Consider the following 25,680-nt stretch of genomic DNA (forward strand, 5'->3'; position numbering starts at 1 on the left):
AGGGGGAGACTGGAGCGCATGAGCGAGGCAACGAGCGAACCCTCGGAACGGCGGGACCCGTTCGTGCTGGTGCACGGCGCGGGCCACGGCGGCTGGTGCTGGGTGCGGGTCGCGCGCCTGCTCCGCGCGGCAGGCCACGAGGTCTTCACACCGACGCTGACAGGCCTCGGTGAGCGGGCTCACCTGCTGACGGAGGACGTCGGCCCGGCCACGATGGTGCAGGACATCGTCGCGGTGCTGGAGAACGAGGAACTGCGCGACGTCGTGCTGGTCGGGCACAGCTTCGGCGCACTGGTCGCGCTGGGGGTCGCCGACCGGGTGCCCCACCGGCTGCGCCGGATCGTCCTGCTCGACGGGCTGGTGGTGGAACCGGGTGCGTCCGGGTTCGACGGGGTGCCACCCGAGGTGGTCGAGGAGCGCGTCGCGTCGGCGAAGGCATCCCCGACCGGGTTGGCGTTCGGCCCGATCCCGGCCACCGTGGTCGGGCTGTCCGAGCCGGACGACCTGGCGTGGGTGGACCGGCGGCTCACCCCGCAACCGCTGCGGTCCTACACCGAGTCGTTCGGGCTCCGCCACCCGCTGGGCAACGGGGTGCCGGTCACCTACATCTGCTGCACCGACCCGCCCTATCCCACGCTCCGCTCGGGCCACGCGATCGTGCGCCGGGAGGGCTGGGAATGGCGGGAGCTCGCCACGGGGCACGACGCCATGATCTCCGCGCCGGAGGCGACGGTGGCCGAACTGCTGCGCTGACCGTCCGATCCGCTCCGGGATCGTTCCGTTGCGGGACGGTCCCGGAGCAGAAGGTCTTCTACGATGGCTGTCATGGCCCAGCGCAGCAACGACGAGATCCGCGGTGATCTGAGCTACCTGTTCGACAAGGCGAGCCAGGCGCTCGCGGCACGGATGGGCGCCGCGCTCGCCGACCTCGACATCACCCCGCGGAGCTACTGCGTGCTGACCAAGGCGACGCCGGGTGAGCTGACCCAGGGTGAGCTGGCGGAGCTGGCGCTGCTGGACAAGACCACCATGGTCGTCACCCTCGATCACCTGGAGAACGTCGGGCTGGCCCGGCGCACGCCGTCCCCCACGGACCGCAGGGCCCGGATCGTGCAGACCACCGACGAGGGCAGGCAGGTGGTCGACAAGGCGCGCACGGTCATCGACGGCGTCTACGACGAGGTGCTCGGGGTCCTGCCCGACGCCCAGCGCGCGGCGCTGCTCGACGCGCTGGTCGCGCTGGTCGGAGCGGGTGGCCCGCTGTCGGAGGTGGAGCCCGTCCTGAACGCCCCGCGCCGACGGTCCCAGAAGTCGTCCCGGACGGCCTGATCTCGAACCAGATCGTCTAGAACAAAACTATCTGTTACGGTCCCTCCTGTCCGCCAACAGGAGGTCCCGCCATGACGTCGACCGGCATCCGTCCGGCCACCCGCCCCGCCCCGTCCCGATGGGCCGCGCTCACCGTGCTCTGTGCGGGCATGCTCATGATCATTCTCGACGGCACGATCGTCAGCGTGGCGCTGCCGGCGTTGCAGACCGACCTCGGCTTCACCGCTGCCGGACTCGCCTGGACCGTCAACGCCTACCTCGTCCCGCTCGGCGGCCTGCTCCTGCTCGCCGGGAGGCTCGGTGACCTCCTGGGCAGGCGACGCATGCTGGTGGCGGGCCTCGCGCTCTTCGTCGTGGCCTCGCTGCTCTGCGGGCTCGCCACCGGCGCCGGGATGCTGGTGGTGGCCCGGTTCCTGCAGGGGGTGGCCGCGGCGATGGCGTCGGCCGTGGTCCTCGGCATGATCGTCGGGCTCTTCCCCGAGCCGAAGGAGCGGGCGCGGGCGATGGGCGTCTACGCGTTCGTCGGCGCGGCCGGGGCGTCGCTCGGGCTGCTGCTCGGCGGGGTGCTCACCGAGACCGTCGGCTGGCGCTGGATCTTCCTCGTCAACGTCCCGATCGGCGTGGCGGCGGTGCTGCTCCCCCTGCGGGTGATCGAGCGTGACGCGCCGCTGCGGGGTGGCCTGCGGGGAGCCGACGTGCTCGGCGGCGTTCTTGTCACGGCAGGTCTGATGCTCGCAGTGTTCACGATCGTCGACAGCTCGGGGACCGGGAGCCGGCTCGGCCTCGGTGCGCTCGCGGTGGCGCTGCTCGCCGGGTTCGTGGTGCGCCAGCGGTACGCCGCGGAGCCGCTCGTGCGGCTGGGCATCTTCGGCTCGCGGGCGGTGTCGGGCGGCAACCTCGTGCAGTTGCTGATGGTGGCCGGGATGCTGGGGTTCCAGTTCACCGCGGCGCTGCACCTGCAGCGGGCGCTGGGCTATGCGCCCGCGCAGACCGGGCTTGCGCTCCTGCCCATCGCGGTGACGATCGCCGTCGTCTCGCTGAGCGTGTCGGGGCGGCTGATCGCCCGGTTCGGGCCGCGGCCCGTGCTCCTGGTCGGCGAGGTGCTCCTCGTGGCGGGCCTGCTGCTCCTGACCCGTCCGTCGACCGGCAGCTACGTGGTGGACGTGCTGCCGTCGATGCTGGTACTCGGCCTCGGTGCCGGGCTCGCGCTACCGGCGGTGACCACGGTGATGATGTCCGACGCCACACCGGCCGACGCCGGGCTGGCATCCGGGCTCGCGAACACCAGCCAGCAGGTGGGCGGCGCGCTGGGGATCGCGGTGCTGGCCGCCATCGCGACCGCCCGGACCGATGCCGCCACGGCGGCGGGCGTGCCCCTGCGGGAGGCGGTCGCCGGCGGCTATCACCTGGCCTTCGGCACCGCCGCCGCCGCGGTGGGGGTGGCGGCGCTGCTCACCCTGACCGTGCTGCGCCCCCGCGCCTGATCCGGTCTGGCATAGGGTCGGACCGTGCTCGATGACGACCAGCCGGCCACGGGCCCCCTGGCCGGGGTGGTCGTCGCCGACTTCTCCCGGATCCTGGCCGGGCCCTACGCCACGATGCTGCTCGCCGACCTCGGCGCCACGGTGATCAAGGTGGAGGGCCCCGGCACCGGCGACGACACGCGCACCTGGGTGCCGCCCCGGTCCGAGGACGGCACGGCCACCTACTACCTGGCGATCAACCGGGGCAAGCGCTCCATCGTGCTCGACCTCGCCGATCCCGCCGACCTCGAGGTCGCTCAGCGCCTCGCCGCACGCGCCGACGTGATGATCGAGAACTTCAAGCCGGGCGGCCTGGCGCGGTTCGGCCTCGACCACGCCACCGTCGCGGCGGGGAACCCGCGCATCGTCTACTGCTCGATCTCCGGCTTCGGCACGGCGGCCGGCGCCGCGCTGCCCGGCTACGACCTGCTGGTGCAGGCGACGTCGGGCCTGATGAGCGTCACGGGCGCGGCCGACGGGCCGCCGTACCGGGCCGGGGTCGCCGTGTTCGACGTGATCACCGGCCTGCACGCCGCCGTCGCGATCCTGGCGGCGCTGCAGCACCGCGAGCGCACGGGCGAGGGCCAGAAGGTGGAGACGAACCTGCTCTCCGCGGCGCTGTCGGGCCTGGTCAACCAGACGTCAGCGGTACTGACCGGCGGTGTCGTCCCCGGGCGCCTCGGCAACGCGCACCTGAGCCTGTTCCCCTACGAGCCGCTCCCCACCGGCGACGGCGAGCTGATCGTCATCGCGGCCAACGACGGCCAGTTCCGCCGCCTCGCCACCGCGATCGGCGCCCCCGAGCTGCTCGCCGACCCGCGCTTCGGGTCGATGGGCGACCGCAACGCCCACCGCGACGAGCTGCGGACGCTGCTCCTGGCCCGGCTCGCGACGAAGTCGGCGCAGGAGTGGTTCGACATCCTCGCGCCCGCGGGGGTTCCGTGCGGCCCGATCAACACGATCGACGAGGGGCTGGCGCTCGCCGAACGGCTCGGGCTGGACCCGGTGGTGACGCCCGGCGGGGTGGCGAGCGTCCGCAACCCGGTGACGTACTCCGCCACACCGCCGTCCTACCGGAGGCCGCCGCCCGCGCTGGGAGCCGACGGTGCGGAGATCCGCGCCTGGCTCGACGACGAACGCTGAGCTGCCGGCACCCCCCATGACAACGGCGCTCCCGTCCACCGGAGTGGACGGGAGCGCCGTGGCGTCCCCCCGAGATGGATCAGTTGCCGAACGGGCTGCTGTCGCTGCCGCCGCCGTTGTCGCCGCCGCCGTTGCCGTTGTCGCCGCCGCCACCGTTCCCGTTGCCGCCGCCGTTGCCGCCCCCGCCGAAGCCGTTGCCGCCCCCGAACGGGTTCTGGCCGCCGAACGGGTTGTTGCCACCCTGGCTCTGGCCCCCGCCTGCGGTGGTGGCCGCCTTGTCGGGCTGGCTGCCCAGCGTCACGTTGACCGTGCGGGTGGCGCCCCCGTTGGTCCCCTGCACCGTCAGTGCCACCTGCTGGCCCGGGTCGTTGGCGCCGATCCGGGCGATGAGGTCGGCGAAGTTCTGCACCGGGGCGGTACCGACCTTGGTGACGACGTCACCCGCGGCGAGCCCGGCCTGCGCGGCGGGCGAACCGGGCTGCACAGCGGCGATCGGAGCGCCGCCGCCCGTGCCACCGGAGGACGAGGCGTTGCCCTGCACACCGAGCACCGGCTTGGTGGCGGTGCCGCTGTTGATGAGCTCCTGCGCCACCCGCTTGGCCTGGTCGATCGGGATCGAGAAGCCGAGCCCGACGCTGCCGTCGCTCTGCCCGCCGCCCGTCGCGATCGCGGAGTTGATGCCGATGACCTGGCCGTCGAGGTTGACGAGCGGGCCGCCCGAGTTGCCCGGGTTGATCGGCGCGTCGGTCTGCAGGCCGTTGTAGACCACGCTGGAGCCGTCCTCGCCCTGCACCTGGACGGTGCGGTCGAAGGCGCTGACGATGCCGGTGGTGACGGTGCCGGTCAGGCCCTGCGGGGATCCGATCGCGACCACCTGCTGGCCCACCTGCAGGCTCGAGCTCTGGCCCAGCGTCGCCGGCGTGAGCCCGGACACCCCCTGGAGCTTGATCACCGCGAGGTCGTAGCTCGGCGAGGTGCCGACCACGGTCGCGGGGTGCTGGCTGCCGTCGGCGAGGGTCACGACGATCTGGCCGGTGGAGCCCGCCACCACGTGGTTGTTGGTGAGGACGTCGCCGTCGGCGGTGAGGATCACGCCGCTGCCCTCCGCGGTGCCCTGCGCCAGGTTGACCCGGATGTCGACGGTGCTCGGCATGGCCTTCTGGGCGGCCGCCGCCACCGTGCCCGGCGTCGCGGTCGTGGATGCCGGGCTGGCGGGGGCGGAGGTGAGCATCGTCTGCACCGGCTGGTCGCCGAGCAGCGCGTAGGCCCCGCCGAAGGCGGCGCCGCCGCCGACCACGCCGGCGACCAGTGCGGCCGCCACGATGCCGGCCATGGTGCGCGGCCTGCGCTGCTTCCCGGGCGCCGGCGCGGCGGCCGGTGCTCCGTAGGGCGGGTAGCCGGCGTGGGACGGGTACGCGGCCGTGGAGTAGGGGTTGGCGCCGGGCGCCTCCGGTCCCATGGCGCCCGGTCCCATCGAGTTCGGGACCGTGTGCTCGTGCCCAGGGGCGTACGACGGAACGGGGTGCTGGTCGGTGCGGGGGCCATCGGTCGAGGCGCTCGCGTCCCGGCCCTGCTCCCTCTGCTCGTCGCTCATGGGACAGACGATCCGCTCGGAACCTGGGAACTGCCTGAGGAGTGCCTGGGAAACCGCACCTCTTTCCTGCCTGCAGATGCCCGGTGCTCTCACCTGCCTTTCAGCAGCTCGGCGGCCACCTCGGCCTGGGCGCGCCCGTCCCCCCAGACCGTGACCGACGGCGCCGGCGGCGTCCATCGGCCCGGAAATCCGACATTCACGACCACCGCGTCGGGGCGCGCGGTGCGTACCGTGTCGAGCTCCGGGGTCGGGCCGGTCGCCACGACGACGAGCGGGCGCCCGGTGTCGGGAAGTGCCCGCCCCGTCGTCACCTCCGGGTCGCGGCGGCGCAGGGCGGCCGGCAACAACGGCTCCCGGCGCAGGCCGGCGGCGACGTTCGCGGGGCCGGTGAGGTCGAGGACGTGTGGGCCCGGTCCGACCCGCACGTCCCCGGACACCTCCGCGACCCGGCGGACGACCTCGTGGCCCAGGTGCTCCGGGACGTCGCCGGCCACCGCCGCGTCCGCCGCCCGGCGCACCCAGCCGGCCAGCTCTGCCACCCGCCGGCCGGCATCCGCCAGCCGGGCCCGGGGCAGGCTGCCGTCGGCCAGCGCGTCGAGCAGCGCGTGGCGCACCTCGAGATAGCCGGCCTCGTCGTCGTAGCCGTTGGCCGGGTTGCCGATGCACACGAGGTCGACGCCCGCGGCGACCGCCGCGACCGCACCCGGCCCGCGCCCGACGGTGCCGGCGATCGCCTGCATGTCGACGGCGTCGCTGATCACGACGCCGTCGAAGCCGAGGTCACGGCGCAACAGCTGCAGCAGCGGAGGGCTCAGCGTCGCCGGCCGGTCGTCCAGCGGAGGGAACAGCACGTGCGCGGTGAGCACGCTGCGCACCCCGGCCTCGACCGCGGCGGCGAACGGGGGCAGGTCACGCGACCGCAGGGTGGCGAGGTCGGCGTCGACCACGGGCATCGCCTTGTGCGAGTCGACCGTGGTGGAGCCGTGGCCGGGGAAGTGCTTCGCCGCCGCGGCGGTGCCCGCGCCCTGCAACCCCCGCACGAACGCCGCGGTGTGGCGGGCCACGAGGTCCGGCGTGGCTCCGAAGGACCGGATGCCGATCACCGGGTTCTCCGGCTCGGCGTTGACGTCGGCCACCGGTGCGAGGGCGAGGTCGATCCCGGCGGCCCGGCACTGCGCACCCATCGCGGCGGCCACCGCCTGCGTGGTGGCGGGGTCGTCGAGCCGGCCCAGCGCCGCGGCGCCGGGCCACGACGAGCCGGTGCGGTGCTCGAGCCGGGTGACCGAGCCGCCCTCCTCGTCACCGGCCACGAGGAACCCCGGGCGGCGTCCGTGCAGCGTCCGTGTCAGTGCCGGGAAGTCCGTGCCCACGTTCGCCGCGAACACGCACACCCCGGCGAGCCCGTCGTCGACCGCGCGGGCGAGCCAGTCCGGCACGGTCGTACCGGTGAACCCGGGCAGCAGTACCGCGTCGACCAGCCGCCGGTCTGTGCTCACCCCTTCACCGCCCCGGCCACGAGCCCGTCGGTCAGCCGCTTCTGGGCGATCACGAAGAACACCATCACCGGGATCGTGATCAGCGTCGACCCCGCCATCAGCGCGCCCCAGTCGGTGCCGTACTGCCCGAAGAAGCGGCGCAGCCCGACGGCGACGGTGTAGTTGTCCTGGTCGGCCATGAAGGTCAGCGCGAAGATGAACTCGTTCCACGCGGTGATGAAGGAGAACACGCTCGTCGCCACCAGCCCCGGGGCCACGAGCGGCAGCAGCACCGACCAGAACATGCGCCCCCACGACGCGCCGTCGAGGTAGGCGGCCTCCTCCAGCTCGACGGGCACCGAGGCGACGAACCCGCGCAGCGTCCAGATCGCGAACGGCAGCGAGAACGCCAGGTAGACCACGACGAGCCCGACCAGGCTGTCGAGCACCCCGAGGCTTCTGGCCTGGATGAACAGCGGGATGACCAGCGCCTCCACCGGCACCATCTGGATGATCAGGATCATCACCAGCACCGAGGTGCGGAACCGGAAGCGGAACCGGGCCACGGCGACGGCCGCCAGCAACGCGAGCAGGGCGCCGGCGAGCACCGTGCCGAGCGCGACGAGCAGCGAGTTGGTGAGGTAGCGGCCGAACCCGCCCTCCCCGATGACGAAGGCGAAGTTGTCGAGCGTCCAGTCCTCGGGCCACAGCGACCGCGACCCGGCGTTCGCGCGCCCGTTGAAGGCCGTGGACACCATGAGCCACACCGGGAAGAGCGTGAAGACGAGCACCACGCCCACCCCGAGCCCGAGCAACGCGCGGCTGCCGAGGCTGCGGCGGTGGTCCCGGGGGTTCAGGAAAGCCACTTTCCTGCCCGGAGAGGGCCTGAAAGTGGCTTTCCTGAACTCGGTGGGGGCCGCGGGGGGCGTCATAGTTCGTCCTCCTTGAACAGCAGGCGCAGGTAGGCCACCGTGATCAGCAGGAGCAGCACCGTGAGCAGTACCGCGATCGCCGCGCCGAGCCCGTAGCGGTTCTGGGCGAACGACTCCACGTAGGACCAGGTGCCCAGGTTGAGGACGCCCCGGTTGACGCCGTCACCGCCCGGCATCAGGTAGATCTGGGTGAACACCTTGAAGTCCCAGATCGTGGACAGCACCGTCACCACGGCGAAGACCGGCCGCAGCATCGGGAAGGTGACCGACCAGAACCGCCGCCACGCCCCGGCGCCGTCGACGATCGCCGCCTCCGTGATCTCCTGCGGCACGGTGAGCAGCCCGGCGAGCACGGTGAGCGCCACGAACGGGAAGCCGTGGTGCACCACGTTCAGGGTGGCCACGCCGTAGAAGGAGACGCGCGACGCGAACGGGTTGGCGGTGGCCGCGTCGGCGAGCCCGAGGGCGTCGAGGGCCTGGACGGCCAGACCGTCGCCTGGGGAGAACAGGAAGACCCACACGTAGGTGCCGGTGACCGCCGGGATCGCCCACGCCAGCATGATCGCCGTGGTGACGATGCCCCGGGTGACGGGCTGCAGGCGGACCAGCAGCAGGGCCACGAGCGTGCCGACCACCACCGTCAGCGCCACCGCGACCACGGCGAACACCACCGTGTTGGGCAGCACCGTGCGCCACAGGTCGGCGTTGCCGAGCAGCTCGACGTAGTTGTCGAGGCCCACCCAGTTGGTGCGGCCCGAGACGAGCTGGCGCAGCCCGAAGTCCTGCAGCGAGATCGCCACGACCCGGACCAGCGGGTACAGCAGCAGCCCGCCCATCACGAGCAGCGCGGGTGCGAGCAGCAGCCAGGGCCGGAGGGCCCTGGTGCCGCCGCGGCGGGAGCGTCCGGGACGCGGGCCGGCGGTGGCCGCCCCGCGTCCCGGACGGGTGCGCTCCCGGAGCGTCGTCACGACGTCGGTCACGCGCCGCCGGCGAAGATCTGGTTCATCTCCGCGACGGCGGTGGAGGTGGCCTGGTCGACGGGCGTGCCGCCCAGGATCGCGCTCATCATGGCCGGGATCGTCTTCTTGCCCTGGACCTGCCCGTAGAGCGGCGTCACCGGCACGCTGCGCCCGGCGTCGACCATCTGCTTCGCGAACGGGGCCACGAGCGGGTCGGACGACTGCGCGGCCTGCTGCAGCAGTGCCGTGGTGCCGGGGAAGAAGCTCGACTCCGAGCCCCACTTCGCCGCGAAGTCACCGGTGCTCATCAGCTGCACCAGCTGCCAGGCGAGATCCTGGTTCGGGCTGCCCTCGAAGATCGACAGGTGCGAACCGCCGAGGAACGACGGCGACAGCCCACCGGTCGGGCCGGGGATCGGGAACGCACCGATCTTGCCCTGCAGGTCCGGCGCCGCCTCGAGGATCGCCTTCGGCGTCCAGCTACCCGAGATGATCATCGCCGACTGGCCCTTGCTGAACGAGTCCTGCAGGTCGGTCTCCTTCCACGTGGCCGCGGCGGGGGTGGAGAGTCCGTGCTTCAGTGCCAGGTCGGCGTAGAACTGGATGCCCTGGCGGGCCTGCGGCGAGTCGAGGGTGCTCGTCCAGGTGCCGCCGTTCTGGGCGGCGATCTCGCCGCCCGCTCCCCAGACGAAGGGGTAGACGCCGTACTCGTTGTCGCCCGCGATCGGGAACGGGATCAGGTCGGGACGCGCGGCCTTGATCTTCTCGCCCGCCGCGGCGAGCTCCTCCCACGTGGTGGGCGGGGTGACGCCGGCCTCGGCGAAGACGTCCGTGCGGTAGACGATCGAGCGGACCCCGGCGTACCAGGGCATGCCGTAGAGGGCGTCACCGACGGTGCCGGCTTCCGTCAGGCCGGTGACCAGCCCGTTCGCCAGGCCCGCCTCCTGCACGCGCGGGGCGAGGTCGGCCAGTGCGCCCGCCTCGCCGAACTCGCCGGTCCAGGTGGTGCCCACCTCGGCCACGTCGGGTGTGGTGCCGCCCGCGATCGAGGTGACGAACTTGTCGTGCGCCGACGCCCACGACACGAACTGCACGTCGAGGGTGGCGCCGGTCTGGTTGCGGAAGGCGGTGGAGAGCTCGTCGAAGAAGGGGCGGGCGTCCGGGTTGGTGCCCTCCATGATCCAGACCGTCAGGGCCCGGTCGCCACCGCTGTCCCCGCTGCCCCCCGCCTCACCGGCACCGGGGCCGCCGCAGCCGGCGACCGCCAGCGCCGAGACGGCGAGGAGGGTGGCGGCGGTGCGCCGCGCCCCTCGGGATGTCGACCACATGTGGTTCCCCTTCCGACGGGCGCGGCAGAGCAGACCGTTCATTGAGACCAGAGGTCTAAATGTCCGAAACTGTAGCGCTCGTCACCATGGCGGCGTCAAGACCGCGTGTCCGAATCGAGAGACGGGATCAGGACGGGAAGATGTCGACCATGATCCGGTAGCGGTCGCCGCGGTAGATCGACCGGACGAACTCGGCGACCCGGCCGCCGTCCACGCGGCAGGTGCGTTCGAAGCAGAAGGCAGGCGAGCCCGGCGGGACGCCGAGCGCGTCGGCGTCCTCCGCGCCGGCCAGCGCCGCCTCGGCGGTCTGGGTGCCGGAGGCGATGCGGTGCCCGTACCGCTCGGCCAGCAGTTCGTAGTAGGACCGGTTCTCGAGCTCGGCACCCGTCAGTCCGGGCACCAGGTCGCCCGGGACGTGCAGGTCCTCCACGGCCATCGGTTCGCCGTCGGCGAGCCGCAGCCTGCGGACGTGCAGCACCGGAGTGCTCGGGGGCACCTCCAGCAGCGCGGCCAGCATGACGCCTGCCGGCGCGCGGCTGCTCGAGAGCGTGCGGCTGCCGGGGCGCAGCCCGCGGGCGCGCATGTCGGCGGAGAACGAGTTGGCCGAGAGCCGGTGGGCCACCTTCGCGGGAGCGACGAACGTGCCGGCTCCCTGCCTCCTGACCAGCAGCGAGTCGGCCACCATCCCGTCGACGGCGCGGCGCAGGGTCATCCGGGCGACGCCGAGGTCGCGCGCCAGGTCGCGCTCGGCGGGGAGCGGTTCGCCCGGCGCCATGGCGGAGATCAGCTCGCCGAGGCGCGCGCGCAGGCGTCGCTGCTTGTCGGTCTCGCCGGGCGGCGCGCTCATAGCCCATTGGTACACCAGTGCGCAGGTCCTCGGGGAACGTGCCGCCCGTCCGGTTGACGACGAGTCCGTGTCAGGGAGATCCTGACACGGTGGACGACTGGGTGGACACGGCTCTGACGGCGGACGTCGCGGCGGCCGCAGCCGCGGTACAGGTCGCGGCGGTGACCGAAGCCGGCCGGCAGGCCGACGCACTGCTCGGTGAGCCCCCGGTTCCGGGCAGCGTGGAATGGCACGCGGAGGAGGGCACCGACGTGCCGGTGCGCCGCGAGCGGGCGTGGCAGCTGCTGCAGCTGCGCATCGGGCTCGGGGCCGGGATGGACCCGCTGCCCGTGCTGATCGGCCTGCGGCGCCACGGCTCCACGTGGGAGGAGATCGCCCGCGCCGCCGGGATCACCCGGCAGACCGCGCACGAGCGCTGGGCGGGCCGGGTGGCCGCGGTGCTCGAACGGCCCTGACTCCCGCTGCTGTTCCGGCGCCGGTCGCCGCCCGCCGCGGGGGGAGGCGGTGCCGGACACAGTTCGTCACGATGGGTTGAACGCTCAGGATCCCTTACGTACCGTCCTGATCGCGAAGATCGATGGGGGGTCACGTGAGCTCGTTCTACCGGGCGACGGGCTGCTCCCACCGCCTGCACGTCGATCTGCTGCGCGTCGCGAGCGCCTCCTGTCAGGGATAACGCCTCCCCGTTCCCTCCCCTGAACAGTCGCGGCCCCGGGCCGCGGGAAGTGGCGCACCCCCATGTCCACATCGGACAGAAGTCTCCCTGTCATGCGTGCGGTCTCCCGATCCGCTCCCCGGCGCGGGATCGTCCTGGCCGCGCTCGGCGCCGTCACCGCGCTCGTGCTGGCCGCATGCGGTTCCGGTGGCGCGGGCGCAGGCGGCGCCGACCAGGCCGCGGCCGGCCCGCCGCAGGCCGGCGGCACCCTGCGCTTCGCGGTCGGCAGCGACCAGGGCTGTGCCGACCCGCAGCAGGTCACCAGCAACGACTCGGTCTACTCGCTGCGCCAGATCGTCGACTCGCTCACCGACCAGGACCCCGCCACCGGTGAGATCAAGCCGTGGCTGGCCACCGGCTGGCAGGTCAGCCCCGACGCCACGGCCTACACGTTCACACTGCGCCAGGGCGTCACCTTCAGCGACGGCACGCCGCTCGACGCGGACGCCGTGAAGGCCAACTTCGACAAGGTCCAGCAGCTGGGCGCGCGCGCCACACTGGCCAAGGGCTACCTGGCGGGCTACCAAGGCACCACCGTGACGAGCCCGACGACGTTCACCGTGACCTTCAGCAAGCCGAACGTGCAGTTCCTGCAGGGCTCCTCCACGTTCAGCCTCGGCATCCTCTCGCCGGCCTCGGTCGCGAAGACCGACGACGAGCGCTGCGCGGGGGTGATCGGCTCGGGCCTGTTCGTGATCGAGAGCTACACGCTGAACCAGTCGACGGTCCTCACCAAACGGACGGGGTACGACTGGGGGTCCTCGCTGTGGACGCACCCCGGCGAGGCCTACCTCGACCGGATCGAGTTCCGCGTGGTCCCCGAGTCGGGCGTGCGGACCGGCAGCCTGCAGTCCGGCGAGGTCGACGCGATCGGCAGCATCGGCCCGCAGGACGAGGCCCCGCTGACCGCCGTCGGCGTCCAACTGCTCGCGAGGGCCAACCCCGGCGTCCCGTTCGGCGTCAACTTCAACCTGCAGAAGCCGATCGTGTCGGACCCGAGCGTGCGCAGCGCGCTCTCGCTCGCGATCGACCGCCCGGAGGTGGTCAGCGCGGTCTTCACCTCCCAGACCAGACCGGCCACCGGCGTACTCGCGTCGAGCACGCCGTCCTACGCCGACGCGTCGGCGCAGCTCACGTTCGACGCGGCGAGGGCGGATTCCACACTCGACGCGGACGGCTGGGCGCCCGGCCCGGACGGCATCCGGGTCAAGGACGGGCAGCCGCTCACGATCGAGCTGACGTTCTTCTCCAACGCCGCGACGAACAAGCCGGCGCTGGAGCTCATCCAGCAGCAGGTCAGGAAGGTCGGGATCGACCTGCAGCTGCGGGAACGGCCGATCTCCGACGCCACGCCGGTGCAGCAGAGCGGCGACTTCGTCGCCACCTGGGGGAACCTCACCCGCGCCGACCCCGACATCCTGCGCACCCAGTACTCCACCGCGGGCAACAACTACTTCCGGCTGCCGCCCGGCCCCCTGGACCAGCTCCTCGCCGACCAGGCGGCCGAGCCCGACCAGGCCGAGCGCACCGCGATCGTCGGCCAGGCCCAGGCACTGCTGTTGCAGAACACCTACACGGTGCCGGTGGTGGAGCTGACCACGGTGCTCGGCGTCGCATCGAACACCCACGACGTCCGGTTCGACGCGTCGTCGCGGATCTTCCTGCACGACGCCTGGAAGTCGGAGTAGCGGATGGCCGGCTACCTCGTCCGACGTGTCGCGCTCGCGATCGGGGTGCTGTGGGCGGCGTTCACGGTCTCGTTCGTCGTGCTCTACCTGCTGCCCGGCGACCCGGTGGCCACCATGGCCGGAGGTGGGCTCGACGGTGAGCCGCTCAGCCCCGCGGCGCTCGACGCGCTGCGCGCCCGCTACGGCCTCGACCAGCCGTTGATCGTGCAGTACGGCACGCGGTTGTGGGCCGCCCTGCACGGCGATTTCGGCACCTCCATCCAGAGCGGGCAGGACGTCGGCGCGGCGATCCGGGAGGCACTGCCGCCGACCATCCAGATCTCGGTGGCCGGGCTGGCCTTCGCCGTCGTGTTCGGGTCCGTCGTGGCGCTGGTCGCGACCTACACGTCCGTGCGCTGGCTGCGGCAGGTGCTCATGGCGCTGCCGTCTCTCGCGGTGTCGCTGCCCGTCTTCTGGGTGGGGCTGATGCTGGTGCAGCTGTTCTCGTTCCGGCTCGGGCTGCTGCCCTCGGTCGGGGCGAAGGGCCCGGAGTCGCTGGTGCTGCCGGCGATCACCCTCGGGCTGCCCACGGGCGCGCTCGTGGCGCAGGTGCTCGCGAAGAGCCTGTCCATCGTCCTCGACGAGCCCTACGTCGTCACAGCACGGGCCAAGGGCGCCGGGCGGGTCGTGATCCACCTCCGGCACGCCCTGCGCAACGCCGCCCTGCCTGCGCTGACCGTCCTCGGTTACGTGGTGGGCAACCTGCTGGCCGGCTCGGTGGTGGTCGAGACGGTGTTCACCCGCCCGGGGCTGGGCCGCCTGACAGTGGCGGCCGTGAGCGTCCAGGACATCCCGCTGGTGCAGGGGATCGTCGTCTTCGCGGCCGCGGTGTTCGTGGCGGTCAACCTGCTGGTGGATCTCGTCTACCCGGTGCTCGACCCCAGGATCGCGACGGGAGCGGCGGTATGACCGAACTGCTGATCAGGGAGCCCATCGGGGACGTCCCGCCGGGCGCGGCCACCGCCCAGCCGGTGGCGTCGACGCCCCGGGAACGGGCGGCCCGCGCGCTGCGCTTCTTCGCGCGCAGGCCAGGACTGGTCGTGTCGATCGTGTTCGTGGCGATCGTGCTGGTCGCGGCGTTCGCGCCGGGGGTGCTGGCGGGCGGCGACCCGGCCGTGGGGGTGCCTGCCGACAAGCTCCAGGCCCCGAGCGCCGCCCACGTGTTCGGCACCGACTACCTGGGCCGGGACGTCTACACGAGGGTGGTGCACGGCGCCTCGCTCTCCCTGCAGGCCACGGTGATCGCGGTGGCGGTGGCCCTGGTGGTCGGGGGGCTCATCGGCCTGCTCGCCGGGTTCGTCGGCCGCTGGGTCGACGAGGGCCTCATGCGCCTCGTCGACGTGCTGATGGCGATCCCGGCGATCCTGCTGTCGCTCGCCCTGATCACGGCGCTGGGCTACGGGACGGTGAAGGTGGCGATCGCCGTGGGCGTCGCGAGCGTGGCGCACTTCGCCAGGGTGATGCGGGCGGAGACGCTGCGGATCCGGCAGTCGACCTACGTCGAGGCCGCCCGCTCGGTCGGGACGCGGTGGTACGTGACGCTGGCCCGGCACGTGCTGCCCAACGCCGCAGGCCCGGTGCTGGTGCTCGCGGTGCTGGAGTTCGGGCTCGCGATCCTCGCGGTCTCCTCGCTCAGCTTCCTCGGGTACGGGGCGGCCCCGCCTGCTCCGGAGTGGGGATCGCTCATCGCGGAGGGCCGCAACTACATCGCGGCGTCGTGGTGGCTCTGCGCGATGCCGGGGTTCGCCATCGCGGCGACGGTGCTGTCGGTCAACCGGATCTCCCGGGCACTGGACGGGGAGTGGGGCCGGGCGCGATGACCGGGACACCGGTGCCAGGTGAGCAGGGCGGTGAGCCGCTGCTGCGGGTGGAGGGTCTCGACGTCTCCTACCGGACGGCCGGCGGGTCGCTGCACGCCGTCCGCGGTGCGTCGTTGACGGTCGCGCCCGGCGAGGTGGTGGCGATCGTGGGGGAGTCGGGGTCGGGCAAGTCGACGCTGGCCCAGTCGGTGATCGGGCTGCTCCCGCCGAACGGCTCGGTCGACGCGGGGAGCATCCGGCTGGCCGGCGGCCACGGGCCGGCCGAGGAGCTCGCGGGCCTGCCGGAGAAGGCGTTCCGGTCGATCCGGGGGCGCCGGATCGGGCTCGTCCCGCAGGACCCGACGGTGTCGCTGAACCCGGTGCAGAAGATCGGCACGCAGGTGGCGGAGGCGCTACGGGTGCACGGGCTGGCCGACCGGCGGCAGGCGGCGATCGACGCGGTGGAGCTCCTGGCCAGGGCCGGTCTGCCCGATCCGCGGGTGCGGGCGGGGCAGTATCCGCACGAGCTGTCCGGCGGCATGCGTCAGCGGGTGCTCATCGCGATCGCGGTCGCGGCGAACCCGGCGCTGCTGATCGCCGACGAGCCGACGAGCGCGCTCGACGCCACCGTGCAGCGCCGCATCCTCGACCACCTCGAGCACCTGACCCGCGAGACGGGCACCGCTGTCCTGCTCATCACGCACGACCTGGGCGTGGCCGCCGACCGGGCGGACCGGATCCTGGTGATGTCGGGCGGGGAGATCGTCGAGGAGGGGCCGGTCGGCACCATCCTCGGCTCGCCCGCCGACCCGTACACCCGGACCCTGCTCGCGAGCGCGCCCGGGCTGCGGCGCTCCGGCGCGGAGACGCGCGCGCCCGTGCCGGTGGGTGAGCCGCTCGTCGAGGTGCGCAACCTGGTCAAGGACTTCCCCCTGCCCCGGGTGAACGGCAGGCGCGGCGTGCTCCGGGCCGTCGACGACGTCAGCTTCACCATCGGGCGCGGCGAGACGCTCGCGCTGGTGGGGGAGTCGGGGTCGGGCAAGTCCACGACGGCCCGGCTGGTGCTGCGGCTGGCCGACCCGACGGCGGGGCAGGTGCTCTTCGACGGCACGGACATCACCAGGGTGACGGGGAAGGACTGGCGGGCGCTGCGGCGCCGGGCACAGCTGGTCTACCAGAACCCCTACGCCTCGCTGGACCCGAAGTTCAGCGTGGAGGAGGTCGTCACCGAGCCGCTGCGGGCCTTCAGGGTGGGGTCGTCGGCGGAGCAGCGGCAGCGGGCCGCCGACCTGGTGCAGAAGGTGGCGCTGCCGGCGTCGGTGCTCGCGCGCCGGCCCGTGGAGCTCTCCGGCGGCCAGCGCCAGCGCGTCGCCGTCGCGCGTGCACTGGCGCTGTCACCGGACCTCGTGGTCTGCGACGAGCCGGTGTCCGCGCTCGACGTCTCGGTGCAGGCGAAGGTGCTCGACCTGCTCGCCGAGCTCCAGGCCGAGGCCGGGCTCGCCTACCTCTTCATCTCCCACGATCTCGCGGTGGTGCGCAGGGTCGCGCACCGCGTGGGTGTGATGCGGGACGGCAGACTGCTGGAGCTGCGCCCGACCGAGGAGCTGTTCGACGCCCCCGGGGAGGAGTACACCAGGGAACTGCTGGCCGCCATCGCCGGGCGGCGTCGCACCCCGGCGCCGGTGGTGGGCACTCCGTGAGGTTGCCCGCAGACTGCCTGCCAGCCAGTCGGGCAGTGGGTGGGCGGCTCGGCAGGTGCACGATGGAGTTGATCTGGCCGACACCGTCGTGGGCACGGGAACCGCCGGCGCACACCTGCGCGGAGGTCTACGCGATGTTCTGGCCGATCTTCGGGCCGCGACGGAGGACGTTCGGCGCCGTCCTCGGCCTGAACCCCGTGGTCACGACACTGGAGGAATTCGTGGAGCGCAGCTCAGTCCCCAGCGGGAGCTCCCAGCAGGGGATCGACCGGACGACCCATGTGGCACCCGCCGACCGGAAGGCGCAGGTACCGGCATGACGAACCGTTCCTTACCCCTGTCGGTGCTCGACCTCGCGCCCGTGCCGGCAGGCGGCACCGCGGCCGATGCGATCCGCAACACGATCGACCTCGCCAGGGCGACCGAGCGGGCCGGCTACCGCCGCTACTGGGTGGCCGAGCACCACCTGGTCACGGGCGTGGCGTCGTCGTCGACGCCGGTGCTGGTGGCACTCCTCGCGGGCGCCACCGAGCGGATCCGCGTCGGGTCCGGGGCCGTGCTCATGCCGAACACGCCGCCGCTGCTCGTCGCCGAGCAGTTCGGCACGATCGCGGCGCTGCACCCCGGGCGCATCGACCTCGGGGTCGGTCGGTTCGACCTGCAGAGGGTCCTCGCGTTCCGGGAGCGCGGTGTGCCGCCTCCCGGACCGGGTGGACCTCCGCCGGCCGAGGAGCGGGTGGTCGACGGCCTGCTGATACCGCGGCCGGCCCCTCCCGGCGGTGATCTGACGCAGTTCGTGACGCTCGGTGCGATGCTCGGCATCACCGCGGACGGCCCGCCGTCGGACTACGCGCAGGAGGTGGCCGACATCCTCTCCTACCTCGACGGCACGGCGGTGCGCTCGGACGGCGAGCCGCTGCACGTACTGCCGGCCGAGGGCGCGGACCTCGACGTCTGGGTGCTGGCCTCCACGGGGGGTGCCAGTGCACAGGTCGCAGGGGCGTCCGGACTGCCCCTCGCCGCCGCCTACCACGTGTTCCCGCACGCCGTGCTGGACGCCGTCGGGGCCTACCGGGCGGCGTTCCGGCCGGGAGTGGGCCCGCGGGGGCGGGAGCGGCCCTACGTGGCCGTCTCGGCCGACGTCGTCGTGGCCGACGACGACGCCACCGCAGAGGAGCTCGCCGCGCCCTACGCGCAGTGGGTGCTCGGCATCCGGAGCGGCCGCGGCGCGGAGCCGTACGTGACCCCGGAGGAGGCGAGGGCCAGGACGTGGACGGACGCGGAGCGGGCCGTCGTGGCCGACCGGGTGTCCACGCAGATCGTCGGTTCGCCCGCCACGGTCGCCGAGAAGCTGGAGACGCTGGCGCGCGTCACGGGGGCCGACGAGCTGGTGGTGACGACGATCACCACCGAGCACGCCGACCGGGTGCGCAGCTACGAGCTGCTCGCGAAGGTCTGGAACGCAGGGTGAGCTGCGGTTCCGGCATGAACGGTGATCCTGCGACGTTGGAGTTCACATGACGAGCACCCTGTCCGACCTGGAGCACAGCTGGACCGAATGGCACAGCCTGCGCGAGGAGGAGCTACGCGCTCCGCACGGCTGGTTGAGCCTCACCGCGCTGCACTGGCTCACCCCGGAACCCGCGACGTTCGACGGGATCCCGGGCCTCTGGAGCGCCACCCCGGACGGCGTGGTGATCACCGCGACCGCGGCCGACGACCTCGTGGTCCGCACGGTCCGCGAGCCGCGCCGGATCGACGGGACCGTCACCCTGCACCCCGTGGACGGCCTTCCCGGCACGCTCGTGGAGATGGGCGCCGCGGTGATCGAGGTCGTCCGGCGCACCGACTCGCACGCGATCCGCGTGCGTGACCCCGAGGCCGTCACCCGCACCGCCTTCGCGGGTGTCCCGACCTTCCCGGTGGACGAGCGCTGGGTGCTTCACGCGCGGTTCGAGCCGTACCCGGAGCCGCGTGCGATCACGGTCGACGCCGTGGTGGAGGGCCTCAACCACTACCTGAGTGCGGTGGGTGAGGTGCGGTTCGAGCTCGACGGGCAGGAGCACCGTCTGGTCGCGACGGGGGGCAAGGCCGGTGGCCTGTCGCTGCACTTCCGTGACGCCACCTCCGGTGGCTCCACCTACCCGGGCGGCCGGGTCGTGCGCACCGCCGACCCGGCGCCGGACGGCAGCCTGACCCTCGATCTCAACCGCGTGGTCAACCTGCCGTGCGCGTTCACCGACTTCGCCACCTGCCCGCTGCCGCCGGCCGGCAACGTGCTCCCCGTGGCCGTTGAGGCGGGGGAGCGGAACCCGTTGCGGCCGGACCGGGTCTAGACGTTTCTAGACCGACCGACTCGCGTGGGTCGCCCGGCAGTGCCCCTCAGGGGCGCTGAGGGCGGCCCACAGCGGTCGGTGGCCCGACGGGGCCTAGCTGGACCACGCTCCGCCGGACATCGCCGCTGAGCGGGTGCGGAAACCCGCGGTGCCGGCCACGATGTCCCGCCGGATCTCGGCCTTGGTGCGACCGGTGGTCGCGACGGTCGGGCCGAGCGCCCTGGCGATCTGCCGGAGCACCGGCACCGTGAACCGGCTGTCGTGGTGGTGCAGGTAGTCGTCCACCTCGCCGGGGGTACCGAGGCGGTTGATCTCGTCGACGTCGGCGGAGATGTCGACGTCGGGCCGCTGCCGGCGCGTGGGAGCGGTGGAACTCGTGGTGGCAGCGTGCGGTGCGCGGCGGAAGACGAGCTCGCCGCGCCCGGCGGCGAGATCGTCCAGCTGCTGCGGGGTGAGGGTCTTCACCATCTCCGTGGCCTGCTGGAGCGCGACGGTGAAGGAGGTCGATCCGGTCGTACCTGTCATGCAGCGCTCCCCTCGAGCCTGCCCGTGAGCTCGGAGACGAAGTCCCGCAGCTCGCGGGTCTGGGCGCGGCCGGTACCACCGAGGATCACCGGCACCCCGTGCTCGGGCGCCGGTCCGTAGACCGACTTGCTGTCCCGGATCGTGGTGGCGAAGGTCGGCACCTCCCGCGCCACGATCCGGCTGATGACGCTGCGCTGCGCCTCGATGGGAGCGCCGTCGTGGTTCTGGACCATGGTGAACACGACTGCGGCGGCCGGGCGCTGCACGGGGTGCTCCGGGGAGAACTCGTTGTACTCCTCGATGAAGGCCCTGATCTTCAGCCCGAGCGAGTCGATCCCGTTGGTCGACAGGTAGTCGGGCTTTGTGGGGATCAGCAGCAGGTCGCTCGCCGCCACGGCGTTCTTGGCGATGAGCCCGAAGTTCGGCGCGCAGTCGATGAGCACGGTGTCGTACTCGGCGAACGCCGGGTGGGCCAGCCCTTCCCGCAGCCGCCCGTGCAGCTCCGCGAAGCGCTTGGGCTCTCCCAGGAGCTCCGCCGCGAGCCCGGTCTCGACGTCGGAGAGGTCGCGGTGCGCGGCGATGAGGCCGAGCGTGCCGCGGCTACGGGCGAGCTTGTCGTGGACCCGTGGTGGCGCCGACACGAGCGGTGCCGGGTTCTGCATCGCCTCCGGCGTGCCGATGTCGTCGAACCAGTGCTTGATGGTTTTGCTCGGCAGCAGGTCGGCCGTCCACTCGCTCTGGGTGAAGAACGAGACGGTCAGGCTGGCCTGCGCATCGAGGTCGACGAGTAGCACCTTCTGGCCACGGGCCGCCAGCCCGGCGCCAAGGTTGGCGGTGAGAGTGGTCTTTCCCACTCCGCCTTTGTGGTTGATGATCGAAATGACCTTCACCGTTCTCCTCCCCGCATCACGCGGCGGGAACGATGCCATACCGCTCGAACCGCCCCGCCCTTAGGTCACTCCGTGTCGCGTCGCCCGTTCGGTGGGCGACGGCGCGATACTCCATACCGACCAGTCCGCTGGTCCGAGCGGAGGCTACGCCAGGAAGCGCGGCCGGGGTTCCCGGTGCCACCGGCCCGCGTTGGCGGGGAACGGGTGGCGCAGGAGACGCTCCCGGTCGCCCCGGTGGCCGTCCCGCCGGGCCGGTCCCGGGTGACCCGCTCCGCGCCGCCGCGAGCCGGGAAGAGCTCGGCACCGGCGTCGCCGTACGGGGCCGATGTCCTGGTGAGAGGCCGCCCGGGCCCGCGGGGGCGCGTCGGCCCGACCCACGTCGGAGAACGGGACCAACATCAGCAGCGGCCCGCCCGCGGGAGCGCAGGTTCAGCCGGTGGCCCCATGGGGTCGGCGACGCTCCCCGCGACGCGCCGGGCCGTCGTCGCCGGGCTCGTCGGGGGGCGGGAATCGGACAGGGAAAGCGCCCACCCCGAGGGGTGGCACCCATGGGCCCGCCCGGACGAGCTCGTCCCGGGCCACGCGCAGAGCCGGCGGGTTCGCGGATTCGCAGAACGGCCTCTGCGATAAACCACCCGGTCGGATGATGGGTGCGTCCACCTCGTGGGAATGCATACCCCATACAGGAGCCGGTTCGGCGGAGGTCCACCGAATCCGGCCGCCGCGGGTCACCGTTCTTCGTCGTCGTCCTGCGGGACGACCTCACGCTGCTCGGCCACATCGGCCGGGTCGGCCTCCAACGGGAGTCCGTTGGGGTCGGTCACGGGGTCGATGTCGTCATCGATCGCCTGTAGCTGCTCGGCCACGTCCGCGTCGGGATCCTCGATGCCCATCGTTCACCTCTCGTGCGGTTCGGACGCGCGGAACGGCCTCCGGTTCCGCGCGGCGCTGTCATGGTCCACACCATGGCGCCGCCCATCATGGCCGACCGCGCCGGGGCGCCGCCTCGGCCCACCGGGTCAGGCCGGAGCCGCGGTCTGGGTCGTCTGTGTCAGGATCGCGGCGGCCAGTGGCGAGATCACCGTGCGGTTGATGGTGTGACCCATGCCGGGGATCCGGACCATCCGGGCATGGCCCAGGGTGCGGACGAGGTGACCGGAGTGCGGTGGCGGGTACGCGGGGTCCTCGGGTGCCTCGATCACCAGCGTCGGCACGGTGACGGAGGCGAGCTCGGCGCCCCGCTCCAAGCCGCTGGTGTCCATCAGGGCGTGCGCGACGACCGGGTCGTGCCGGCCGGTGTGGGCGACGACGCGCTCCTCGAGCGCGCGGAACTCCGCGGCGTCGAACGACGTGCCGGAGCCGTTGAGGAGGCGCCAGTGCTCCACGCGCCACCGGAGCTCGCCCTCGGCGTCGCGCGGGTCGTCGAGCTCGCCCCACATCCGCAGCAGGGCAGGGTCGGGGGCGGGGAGGTCGGGCGCACCGGGGAACGGCAGGGCACCGGTGCAGAACAGGGTGGCCGAGGCGAGGCGCCCGGGGTGGTCGAGCAGCATCAGCTGCACGAGCAGGCCGCCCATCGACATGCCGACGACGTGCGCCCGGGGGGCCTCGAAGGCGTCCAGCACCGCGATCGCGTCGGAGGCGAGGTCGGTGATCCCGTAGGGCTGCTCGTCGAAGACGGCGGACGAGCGGCCGGTGTCCCGATGGTCGTACCGGATCACGCGGTGCCGTTCCGCGAGCAGGGCGACCAGCGCGTCCGGCCACACGAGCCCGGACGATGCCGCTCCCATCACGAGGAGCAACGGCTCGCCGGGGCGCGGCCCGGTGGGGGCGATGTCCTCGGCCCAGAGGCGGACGTCCGGGGCGACATCGACGTAGCGTTCCACGGGGTCAGACTGCCTGCCGCCCGTGTTGCGTGTCGAACCGGTACGCCCCGGTGGGACGGCCACCCCTGCCGGCCCCGGCGCGAACGCCGGGAGCCAGGGCATGGGAGGTCGCCTCGTGCGTGCTCCGGACCCTCCTGAGGGATCTGGAGCCGCGGTCCTACTTCAGCGCGTCGAGCAGGGCCTGGCGCTGGCGCTCGCCGAGCCCGGCGGCCCGCCGCGACGCGTCGATACCGGTCTGCTCCAGCAGCGCGGAGACCTTCGCCGGTCCGTACCCGGGAAGGCTCTTGAGCAGATCGGCCACCTTGGTCTTGCCGACGATCGTGTCGGACTTCGCGCGATCGAGGACCGCTGGGATGGTCTGCTCCCCGCGGGCGATCGAGTCGCGCAGCTCCTTGCGCGCGGTGCGGGCAGCGGCTGCCTTCTTGAGGGCTTCGGCGCGCTGCTCGGGAGTGAGCGTGGGCAGTGCCATGTCGTGGTTCTCCTCTCCGTGCGGACACCTCGAACCGGATGTCCGCAGGTCATCTTCACTGCTCAGCCTGACAGAACCGCACAACGCCACGCGAATGCCCCCCTCGGTGGGGGCCCTGGCGGGTCCCCCGATCGGGGGGTCTAGCCCTGGTACGGGAGGGGTTCAAGACCTCGCATTCCGGGCCGGCACCGATACAGCGCGCCGGCCCGGTCGTCGGAGGGGTCCGCGCCCTGTGCCGACGTGGTGATCCACAGCTCGTCCAGGCCGGGCCCGCCGAAGGTGCACGCCGTCGGGTGCGTGGTGGGCACCCGCACGATGACATCGAGAGCGCCGTCGGGGGTGTAGCGGTGCACGGCCGAGCCGCCGTAGAGGGCCACCCACACCCCGCCGTCCGCGTCGACGGTGAGCCCGTCCGGGAGGCCGCCCTCGACCGCGACGAACTGCCTGCGGCCCGTCACGGAAGGAACGTCGAGGTCGACGGTGAGCACGTCCACCGTGCCGGTGCCCGAGTCGACGTAGTACGCGTGCGACCCGTCGGGCGACCAGCACAGCCCGTTGGAGATCGTCAGTCCGGTGAGCATGGTGGCCACCGACCCGTCAGGGGCGAGCCGGTACAGCTCACCCCGGCCCGGTGCGGCGTCGACCTCCATCGAGCCGCACCAGAAACCACCGGCGGGATCGCAGGCCCCGTCGTTCATCCTGACCGAGGGGTCGGTCCACAGCTCGCCCAGCGGGCGGGCGACCGACGTGCCGTCGTCGTCGAGCAGCCCGAAGCCGCGGGCCAGCCCGACCACCCAGCCGCCCTGCGTGCGGGGCCGCAGCGCCGCGAGCAGGTCGCCCGTGTGCCGGCGCCGGACGGTGTCGGCACGGTCCACCGCGATCAGGTCGCCGCGGTGCATGTCCACCGACAGCAGCTCGCCGGAGCGGGCGTCCCACACCGGTCCCTCACCGTGCTCGGCGACGGCAGGTGTCACCTGTTCGGCTTCGATCTCCGCGATCGTCTCGCTCACCCGGGCTCCCTTGCTTCGGCGTCGTACCCCGGCGCCCAGTACATCACCGAGGTGGGTACCGGGCGCCGGTGCCGGGCCTCAGACGGTGGCGTTCTCCGCGTGGCTGTCCTGCTTCGTGGCGGTGCCCTCCTGGGTCCGGGCAGGTGCCGGCTCCTCGGGCTCCCCGTCGTCGAGCATCGTGGCCTCGTCGAACGGCTCCTTGCCGCTCAGCACGCGGTCGGCCCGCTCCCGGTCGAACTCGCCGACCCAGTTGCCGATCAGCACGGTGGCCACCGCGTTGCCTGCGAAGTTGGTGACGGCGCGGGCCTCCGACATGAACCGGTCGATCCCGACGATGAGACCGACGCCGTCGACCAGGTCCGGCCGGTGCGAGGCCAGGCCACCCGCGAGCGTGGCGAGCCCGGCACCGGAGACGCCTGCCGCACCCTTGGAGGCGATGATCATGAACAGCAGCAGTGCGATCTGCTCACCGATCGACATCGGCCTGCCGAGCGCGTCGGCGATGAAGAGCGACGCCATCGTCAGGTAGATCGCGGTGCCGTCGAGGTTGAACGAGTAGCCGGTGGGGACCGTGATGCCGACGACGGGACGGGAGATGCCGACGTGCTCCATCTTGGCGATCAGGCGCGGCAGAGCCGACTCCGACGACGACGTGGAGACGATGAGCAGGAACTCCCTGCCCAGGTAGCGCAGCAGCGAGAAGATGTTGATCCCGGCGCCGAGCCGCAGCACCAGCCCGAGCACGCCGAACACGAAGATCGCGCAGGTCAGGTAGAAGGCCGCCATCATCTGGAACAGCGCGATGACTGCCGACCAGCCGGTCTCGCCGACCACCGCGGCGATCGCGCCGAACGCTCCGATCGGGGCCGCCCACATGACCATCGCGAGCACCCGGAAGACGAGTCGCTCGACGTGCTTCACACCGCGCAGGATCGGCTCGCCTGCGCGCCCGAGTGCCTGCACACCGAAGCCGACCAGCAACGCGACGAACAGCGTCGAGAGCACGCTGTCGCCCACCAGCGGCGAGAACAGCGTGGTCGGGATGATCCCGAGGAGGAAGTCGGTGAGCGACTCGGCCTCGGGCGCCGTGTAGTGCGCGGCGCCCGCGAGCTGGAGCCCGCTGCCGGGCTGGAGGATGTTGCCGACGACCAGGCCGATCGCCAGTGCGAACGTGGACATCGCGAGGAAGTAGGCCAGCGCCAGTCCGCCGACCCGGCCCACCGTGGCGGCCTTACGGATGGACCCGATGCCCAGCACGATCGTGCAGAAGATGACGGGGGAGATCATCATCTTGATCAGGTTCACGAAGGCCGTGCCGACGGGCTTGAGGTCCTTCCCCAGGCCGGGCGAGACGAGACCGACGATCACGCCCAATACCACCGCGGCGATCACGGCGATGTAGAGGTAGTGGGTCCGGTCCTTCTTCTTGTGCGGTGTTTCGGTGGTAGCTGACACAGGTCCTCCGGTGGGCCGACGACGACGGCGGGCGTTGCGCG

General features: G+C 72.7%; 25 protein-coding genes. 12 read left to right on the forward strand and 13 right to left on the reverse strand.

Annotated elements, in window-relative coordinates:
* Nucleotides 1-18 precede the first annotated feature (18 nt).
* The 4 genes from HF577_RS07690 to HF577_RS07705 all read left to right on the forward strand — a co-directional run bounded on the left by HF577_RS07690 (nt 19) and on the right by HF577_RS07705 (nt 3,995).
* The gene (locus HF577_RS07690) at nt 19-753 is read left to right on the forward strand and encodes an alpha/beta fold hydrolase (protein WP_169395051.1); all 735 of its coding nucleotides are present in this window, start codon (nt 19-21) and stop codon (nt 751-753) included.
* Nucleotides 754-825: 72 nt separating this feature from the next.
* Complete coding sequence (locus HF577_RS07695) at nt 826-1,329, forward strand: MarR family winged helix-turn-helix transcriptional regulator (protein ID WP_169395052.1); 504 nt, start codon at nt 826-828, stop codon at nt 1,327-1,329.
* Between the two features lie 71 nt (nt 1,330-1,400).
* Nucleotides 1,401-2,813: an MFS transporter gene (locus HF577_RS07700; protein WP_169395053.1), complete on the forward strand. Its 1,413-nt coding sequence runs from the start codon at nt 1,401-1,403 to the stop codon at nt 2,811-2,813.
* A gap of 24 nt (nt 2,814-2,837) precedes the next feature.
* A complete protein-coding gene (locus HF577_RS07705) occupies nt 2,838-3,995 on the forward strand; it encodes a CaiB/BaiF CoA transferase family protein (protein WP_169395054.1) in 1,158 nt (385 codons plus the stop codon).
* A gap of 79 nt (nt 3,996-4,074) precedes the next feature.
* Here HF577_RS07705 and HF577_RS07710 read toward each other — a convergent pair whose 3' ends face one another.
* The 6 genes from HF577_RS07710 to HF577_RS07735 form a co-directional block, all read right to left on the reverse strand.
* A complete protein-coding gene (locus tag HF577_RS07710) occupies nt 4,075-5,589 on the reverse strand; it encodes a S1C family serine protease (RefSeq protein ID WP_211173927.1) in 1,515 nt (504 codons plus the stop codon).
* An 89-nt stretch (nt 5,590-5,678) separates the two neighbouring features.
* Nucleotides 5,679-7,085, reverse strand: coding sequence for a glycoside hydrolase family 3 protein (locus HF577_RS07715; RefSeq protein ID WP_169395055.1), 1,407 nt, complete (start codon nt 7,083-7,085; stop codon nt 5,679-5,681).
* The gene (locus HF577_RS07720; protein ID WP_425563880.1) at nt 7,082-7,879 is read right to left on the reverse strand and encodes a carbohydrate ABC transporter permease; all 798 of its coding nucleotides are present in this window, start codon (nt 7,877-7,879) and stop codon (nt 7,082-7,084) included. Before HF577_RS07720 ends, HF577_RS07715 begins: the two co-directional genes overlap by 4 nt.
* A gap of 113 nt (nt 7,880-7,992) precedes the next feature.
* On the reverse strand, nt 7,993-8,976 hold the full coding sequence (locus HF577_RS07725; RefSeq protein WP_211173928.1) for a carbohydrate ABC transporter permease: 984 nt from the start codon (nt 8,974-8,976) through the stop codon (nt 7,993-7,995).
* Entirely contained in the window at nt 8,973-10,283 is a 1,311-nt protein-coding gene (locus tag HF577_RS07730) for a sugar ABC transporter substrate-binding protein (protein WP_169395057.1), read from the reverse strand. The genes HF577_RS07725 and HF577_RS07730 overlap by 4 nt, the downstream gene beginning before the upstream one ends.
* A 127-nt stretch (nt 10,284-10,410) precedes the next feature.
* Nucleotides 10,411-11,130 carry a GntR family transcriptional regulator gene (locus HF577_RS07735; protein WP_169395058.1) on the reverse strand — a complete coding sequence of 240 codons (720 nt, stop codon included), beginning with the start codon at nt 11,128-11,130 and terminating at the stop codon, nt 10,411-10,413.
* A gap of 89 nt (nt 11,131-11,219) precedes the next feature.
* On the opposite strand from HF577_RS07735, the gene HF577_RS07740 reads away from it, so the two are divergent.
* From HF577_RS07740 to HF577_RS07775, 8 genes are all read left to right on the forward strand, one after another.
* Nucleotides 11,220-11,585, forward strand: a complete 366-nt coding sequence (locus HF577_RS07740; RefSeq protein ID WP_169395059.1) for a hypothetical protein — start codon at nt 11,220-11,222, stop codon at nt 11,583-11,585.
* Nucleotides 11,586-11,898: 313 nt separating this feature from the next.
* The gene (locus tag HF577_RS07745) at nt 11,899-13,533 is read left to right on the forward strand and encodes an ABC transporter substrate-binding protein (protein WP_169395060.1); all 1,635 of its coding nucleotides are present in this window, start codon (nt 11,899-11,901) and stop codon (nt 13,531-13,533) included.
* Nucleotides 13,534-13,536: 3 nt separating this feature from the next.
* Nucleotides 13,537-14,481, forward strand: coding sequence for an ABC transporter permease (locus tag HF577_RS07750; protein WP_169395061.1), 945 nt, complete (start codon nt 13,537-13,539; stop codon nt 14,479-14,481).
* Entirely contained in the window at nt 14,478-15,392 is a 915-nt protein-coding gene (locus HF577_RS07755; RefSeq protein WP_169395062.1) for an ABC transporter permease, read from the forward strand. Before HF577_RS07750 ends, HF577_RS07755 begins: the two co-directional genes overlap by 4 nt.
* Complete coding sequence (locus HF577_RS07760; RefSeq protein ID WP_169395063.1) at nt 15,389-17,071, forward strand: dipeptide ABC transporter ATP-binding protein; 1,683 nt, start codon at nt 15,389-15,391, stop codon at nt 17,069-17,071. The genes HF577_RS07755 and HF577_RS07760 overlap by 4 nt, the downstream gene beginning before the upstream one ends.
* Nucleotides 17,072-17,133: 62 nt before the next feature.
* Complete coding sequence (locus HF577_RS07765) at nt 17,134-17,391, forward strand: hypothetical protein (protein WP_169395064.1); 258 nt, start codon at nt 17,134-17,136, stop codon at nt 17,389-17,391.
* On the forward strand, nt 17,388-18,542 hold the full coding sequence (locus tag HF577_RS07770) for an MsnO8 family LLM class oxidoreductase (RefSeq protein WP_169395065.1): 1,155 nt from the start codon (nt 17,388-17,390) through the stop codon (nt 18,540-18,542). The genes HF577_RS07765 and HF577_RS07770 overlap by 4 nt, the downstream gene beginning before the upstream one ends.
* A gap of 46 nt (nt 18,543-18,588) precedes the next feature.
* Nucleotides 18,589-19,407 (forward strand): DUF1684 domain-containing protein, encoded by an 819-nt coding sequence (locus HF577_RS07775; protein ID WP_169395066.1) that lies wholly within the window; start codon nt 18,589-18,591, stop codon nt 19,405-19,407.
* Between the two features lie 93 nt (nt 19,408-19,500).
* Here HF577_RS07775 and HF577_RS07780 read toward each other — a convergent pair whose 3' ends face one another.
* The 7 genes from HF577_RS07780 to HF577_RS07810 all read right to left on the reverse strand — a co-directional run bounded on the left by HF577_RS07780 (nt 19,501) and on the right by HF577_RS07810 (nt 25,639).
* Nucleotides 19,501-19,932 (reverse strand): hypothetical protein, encoded by a 432-nt coding sequence (locus HF577_RS07780; RefSeq protein WP_169395067.1) that lies wholly within the window; start codon nt 19,930-19,932, stop codon nt 19,501-19,503.
* Nucleotides 19,929-20,822, reverse strand: a complete 894-nt coding sequence (locus tag HF577_RS07785) for a ParA family protein (protein WP_169395068.1) — start codon at nt 20,820-20,822, stop codon at nt 19,929-19,931. The genes HF577_RS07780 and HF577_RS07785 overlap by 4 nt, the downstream gene beginning before the upstream one ends.
* Before the next feature lie 728 nt (nt 20,823-21,550).
* Nucleotides 21,551-21,715: a hypothetical protein gene (locus HF577_RS07790; protein WP_169395069.1), complete on the reverse strand. Its 165-nt coding sequence runs from the start codon at nt 21,713-21,715 to the stop codon at nt 21,551-21,553.
* Nucleotides 21,716-21,841: 126 nt separating this feature from the next.
* The gene (locus HF577_RS07795) at nt 21,842-22,705 is read right to left on the reverse strand and encodes an alpha/beta fold hydrolase (protein WP_169395070.1); all 864 of its coding nucleotides are present in this window, start codon (nt 22,703-22,705) and stop codon (nt 21,842-21,844) included.
* Between the two features lie 157 nt (nt 22,706-22,862).
* Nucleotides 22,863-23,174, reverse strand: a complete 312-nt coding sequence (gene mihF / locus HF577_RS07800; protein WP_169395071.1) for an integration host factor, actinobacterial type — start codon at nt 23,172-23,174, stop codon at nt 22,863-22,865.
* 140 nt (nt 23,175-23,314) lie between these two features.
* Nucleotides 23,315-24,184, reverse strand: coding sequence for an SMP-30/gluconolactonase/LRE family protein (locus HF577_RS07805; protein ID WP_312859000.1), 870 nt, complete (start codon nt 24,182-24,184; stop codon nt 23,315-23,317).
* A gap of 78 nt (nt 24,185-24,262) precedes the next feature.
* A complete protein-coding gene (locus HF577_RS07810; RefSeq protein ID WP_169395072.1) occupies nt 24,263-25,639 on the reverse strand; it encodes a cation:dicarboxylate symporter family transporter in 1,377 nt (458 codons plus the stop codon).
* Nucleotides 25,640-25,680 lie beyond the last annotated feature (41 nt).

It is taken from the genome of Pseudonocardia xinjiangensis (assembly GCF_012911925.1).
In the GTDB taxonomy this organism is placed as follows: domain Bacteria; phylum Actinomycetota; class Actinomycetes; order Mycobacteriales; family Pseudonocardiaceae; genus Pseudonocardia; species Pseudonocardia xinjiangensis.

Bases quoted from the DNA above. Each gene is read 5' to 3' on its own strand.
- HF577_RS07690 (WP_169395051.1), top strand. From the start codon at position 19: ATGAGCGAGGCAACGAGCGAACCCTCGGAACGGCGGGACCCGTTCGTG.
- HF577_RS07695 (WP_169395052.1), top strand. From the start codon at position 826: ATGGCCCAGCGCAGCAACGACGAGATCCGCGGTGATCTGAGCTACCTG.
- HF577_RS07700 (WP_169395053.1), top strand. From the start codon at position 1,401: ATGACGTCGACCGGCATCCGTCCGGCCACCCGCCCCGCCCCGTCCCGA.
- HF577_RS07710 (WP_211173927.1), bottom strand. From the start codon at position 5,589: ATGAGCGACGAGCAGAGGGAGCAGGGCCGGGACGCGAGCGCCTCGACC.
- HF577_RS07730 (WP_169395057.1), bottom strand. From the start codon at position 10,283: ATGTGGTCGACATCCCGAGGGGCGCGGCGCACCGCCGCCACCCTCCTC.
- HF577_RS07735 (WP_169395058.1), bottom strand. From the start codon at position 11,130: ATGAGCGCGCCGCCCGGCGAGACCGACAAGCAGCGACGCCTGCGCGCG.
- HF577_RS07745 (WP_169395060.1), top strand. From the start codon at position 11,899: ATGCGTGCGGTCTCCCGATCCGCTCCCCGGCGCGGGATCGTCCTGGCC.
- HF577_RS07750 (WP_169395061.1), top strand. From the start codon at position 13,537: ATGGCCGGCTACCTCGTCCGACGTGTCGCGCTCGCGATCGGGGTGCTG.
- HF577_RS07755 (WP_169395062.1), top strand. From the start codon at position 14,478: ATGACCGAACTGCTGATCAGGGAGCCCATCGGGGACGTCCCGCCGGGC.
- HF577_RS07760 (WP_169395063.1), top strand. From the start codon at position 15,389: ATGACCGGGACACCGGTGCCAGGTGAGCAGGGCGGTGAGCCGCTGCTG.
- HF577_RS07765 (WP_169395064.1), top strand. From the start codon at position 17,134: ATGGAGTTGATCTGGCCGACACCGTCGTGGGCACGGGAACCGCCGGCG.
- HF577_RS07770 (WP_169395065.1), top strand. From the start codon at position 17,388: ATGACGAACCGTTCCTTACCCCTGTCGGTGCTCGACCTCGCGCCCGTG.
- HF577_RS07775 (WP_169395066.1), top strand. From the start codon at position 18,589: ATGACGAGCACCCTGTCCGACCTGGAGCACAGCTGGACCGAATGGCAC.
- HF577_RS07780 (WP_169395067.1), bottom strand. From the start codon at position 19,932: ATGACAGGTACGACCGGATCGACCTCCTTCACCGTCGCGCTCCAGCAG.
- HF577_RS07790 (WP_169395069.1), bottom strand. From the start codon at position 21,715: ATGGGCATCGAGGATCCCGACGCGGACGTGGCCGAGCAGCTACAGGCG.
- mihF (WP_169395071.1), bottom strand. From the start codon at position 23,174: ATGGCACTGCCCACGCTCACTCCCGAGCAGCGCGCCGAAGCCCTCAAG.